This window comes from Acidovorax sp. HMWF018, assembly GCF_003061035.1.
Taxonomy (GTDB): domain Bacteria; phylum Pseudomonadota; class Gammaproteobacteria; order Burkholderiales; family Burkholderiaceae_C; genus Acidovorax; species Acidovorax delafieldii.
In genome coordinates, this window is the sequence record NZ_QAIM01000308.1 from 1 (window position 1) to 3,079 (window position 3,079).

Annotated in this window: 3 protein-coding genes; 2 read left to right on the top strand and 1 reads right to left on the bottom strand. The window is 67.4% G+C overall.

What is annotated here, in order from left to right; genetic code table 11:
• Nucleotides 1-118: 118 nt before the first annotated feature.
• Entirely contained in the window at nucleotides 119-691 is a 573-nt protein-coding gene (locus DBR23_RS11730; protein WP_108498358.1) for a restriction endonuclease, read from the bottom strand.
• A 120-nt stretch (nucleotides 692-811) separates the two neighbouring features.
• On the opposite strand from DBR23_RS11730, the gene apbC reads away from it, so the two are divergent.
• Entirely contained in the window at nucleotides 812-1,903 is a 1,092-nt protein-coding gene (gene apbC / locus DBR23_RS11735) for an iron-sulfur cluster carrier protein ApbC (protein WP_056746768.1), read from the top strand.
• Between the two features lie 25 nt (nucleotides 1,904-1,928).
• Nucleotides 1,929-2,876 (top strand): LysR substrate-binding domain-containing protein, encoded by a 948-nt coding sequence (locus DBR23_RS11740; RefSeq protein WP_108498357.1) that lies wholly within the window; start codon nucleotides 1,929-1,931, stop codon nucleotides 2,874-2,876.
• The last annotated feature ends 203 nt before the right edge of the window (nucleotides 2,877-3,079 follow it).

Sequence of the window (3,079 nt, forward strand, 5' to 3'; positions counted from 1 at the left end):
GGGGTTGTGGGGAGCATGGACGGTGGGGCGGTGTAAGGCTCCCAGTGTGGAGGGGCGCCCGGGCGCAGCTCATGTGGGAAAACCCGCATGTGCGGGCCACCCCACAATGGGTTGGTCCTCAGCGCTGCTTGAGCAGCAGTTGCGCCACCGCGTCACCTTGCAGCACCACGATGCCGTGCTCCCGGGCAAACGCCTGGGCGTTCTCGCTGACCTGGCCCAGGGCGGCCACGTAAACGCCCGCCGACGCATCGGCAGCGGCCATGGCCGTGTGCAGCTCCCGCAGGGGCTCCACCCCGTGGGTAGCGGCCTTCCAGCGCTTGGCGCTGACCAGCGTGGTCTTGCCGCCCTGGCTCAGGCGCATGTCGGCCCCGGTGGCGTTGCTGCCGGTCAGGCGCTCCACGCTGTAGCCCGCGCGTTCCCAGGCGGTGGCCAGGGTGTCGGCGAAGCTGCGCCAGGGCATGCTGCCCACGGCCTCCAGCATCTCCACCACCTTGGCGGGGTTGGGCGCGCGCAGTTGCTTCCCGGCTGCGATGCAGCCCACCACAAAGATGGGGAACCCTGCCAGCGCGCCCACGACAAAGTACTCCTTGGGCAACAACGCCCCGGCCGCCAGCGTGATGAGGCCCACCACCACAAAGCTGATCCACCACGGCGAGCGCAGCAGGACGGCAAACAGGGAGTTTTCGGACATCTTGAATTTCACGGGAGGCCTTTTTGGAGAGAGCGACGATGCAATGCGGTGCGCATTGTCCTTCAGCGGCAGGGGGCGGGAGCTTGGGAATAGACTACCGGCCCCACAGGAGTTATTTGAATGGCAGTCACCGAACAGGGCCTTTTGGCCGCACTTTCCAGCGTGCTGGACCCCCATACCGGCAAGGATTTTGTCAGCAGCCGCGCCCTGCGCAACCTGCAGATCACCGGTGGCGACGTGGCGTTTGACGTGGAACTGGGCTACCCCGCCAAGAGCCTGGTGCCCGAGCTGCGCCGCAGTCTGGTGGCCGCCGCCAAGGGGGTGGCGGGCGTGGACAACGTGTCGGTCAACATCACCACCAAGGTCATCGCCCATGCCGTGCAGCGCGGCGTGCAGCTCTTGCCCCAAGTCAAGAACATCATCGCCGTGGCATCCGGCAAGGGTGGCGTGGGCAAGAGCACCACGGCCGCCAACCTGGCCCTGGCCCTGGCTGCAGAAGGCGCCAGTGTGGGCGTGCTCGACGCCGATATCTACGGCCCCAGCCAGCCCATGATGCTGGGCATCAACCGCCGCCCCGAAAGCGACGACGGCAAGACCATGGAGCCGCTGGAGAACTACGGTGTGCAGGTCATGTCCATCGGCTTCCTGGTGGACCAGGACGAAGCCATGATCTGGCGCGGCCCCATGGCCACGCAGGCGCTGGAGCAACTGCTGCGCCAGACCAACTGGAAAGACCTGGACTACCTCATCATCGATATGCCTCCCGGCACCGGCGACATCCAGCTCACGCTGAGCCAGCGCGTGCCCATGACCGGCGCCGTGATCGTGACCACGCCGCAGGACATCGCGCTGCTGGACGCCAAGAAGGGCATCAAGATGTTCGAGAAGGTGGGTGTGCCCATCCTCGGCATCGTCGAGAACATGGCAGCCCACGTGTGCAGCAACTGCGGCCATGTGGAGCACATCTTTGGCGCCGACGGCGGCAAGAAGATGGCGGCCGAATACCACATGGACTACCTGGGCGCGCTGCCCCTGGACATGAGCATCCGCCTGCAGGCCGACAGCGGCAAGCCCACTGTGGTGGCCGACCCGGACGGGGACGTGGCCAAAATCTACAAGAAGGTGGCGCGCGATGTGGCGGTGAAGATCGCCCAGCAGGCCAAGGACTTCTCGAACAAGTTCCCCACCATCTCGATCAGCAAGAACACCTGATCCTCCTGAATCGCCCCACCGCGCCATGAACCTGCTCGCGTCCCTGCGCTACCTGGTGGCGCTGCACGAGCACCGGCACTTTGGCCGGGCGGCGCAGGCCTGCCACATCACGCAGCCGGCGCTCTCCAACGCGCTGCGCGCGCTGGAAAAGGAGTTTGGCGTGGTGGTGGTGCGCCGGGGGCGCAGCTTCGAGGGCTTCACGCCTGAGGGTGAGCGTGTACTGGCATCCGCCCAGCGCATGCTGCACGAGCACCAGGTGCTGCAGCAGGACCTGAGCGGCGACGCCGCCCACCCGCGCGGCACGCTGCGCCTGGGCGCCGTGCCCACGGCCATGCCCATCCTCGCGCGGTTTGCGGCGCAGCTGCAGGCGCGGCACCCGGGCATCGTGCCGGTGGCACTGTCGATGAGTTCGCAGGCCATCGAAGCGGGGCTGGAGAGCATTTCTCTCGACCTTGCGCTGGGCTACTCCGAGCGCATGCCGGCACGCGGCGGCCAGCTGCGGGCTTGGCCGCAGTACGTGGAGCACTACTTTCTGCTGCGCCGGGCCGACAGCCTCCAAGGCCGCGGCCTGCAGATCGGCCAGCCCATCGGCTGGGCCGAGGCGGCCGCCCAGCCGCTGTGCCTGCTCACGCCCGAGATGCACAACCGCAGCCTGGTCGACGGCGCTTTTCGCAGTGCGGGCGCCACGGTGCTGCCGGCCATGGAGACCGATTCGGTGCTGACCCTGGCCCTCTCCGTGGTGGCGGGCAACCTGTGCAGCGTGCTGCCCGGTGCGTTGGTGGATGCCGTGCGCGGCCATGAGGGGCTGGAGGCCCTGCCGCTCAAGGGCCCGGTGCTGACGACCCCCATCGGATTCATGTCGCACCGCCAGGTGCAGCCCACCCGCGCCCTCGATGCAGCGCTGGCACTGGCGCAGGACCCCGACTGGCTGCAGCACGCCGCCGCACACAGTGGGCTTCTGGTCGCCGATTGAGCACTGACCGCACGGGTTGCGGTGGTTGATTCATGGGCAGCTGCAAAAACGGCCGTTTCATTTGTTTTTGTGATCGACCCATGTGCATCGGCAATTTGACGCCGCAGGCGCCCGTGGCCGACACTGCGGCGGCCCGGGCACCCTATGCAGGTGCCTGCATACAACCAGATCAACGCCCCCACGCCCCCGGTCCATGCACCTTG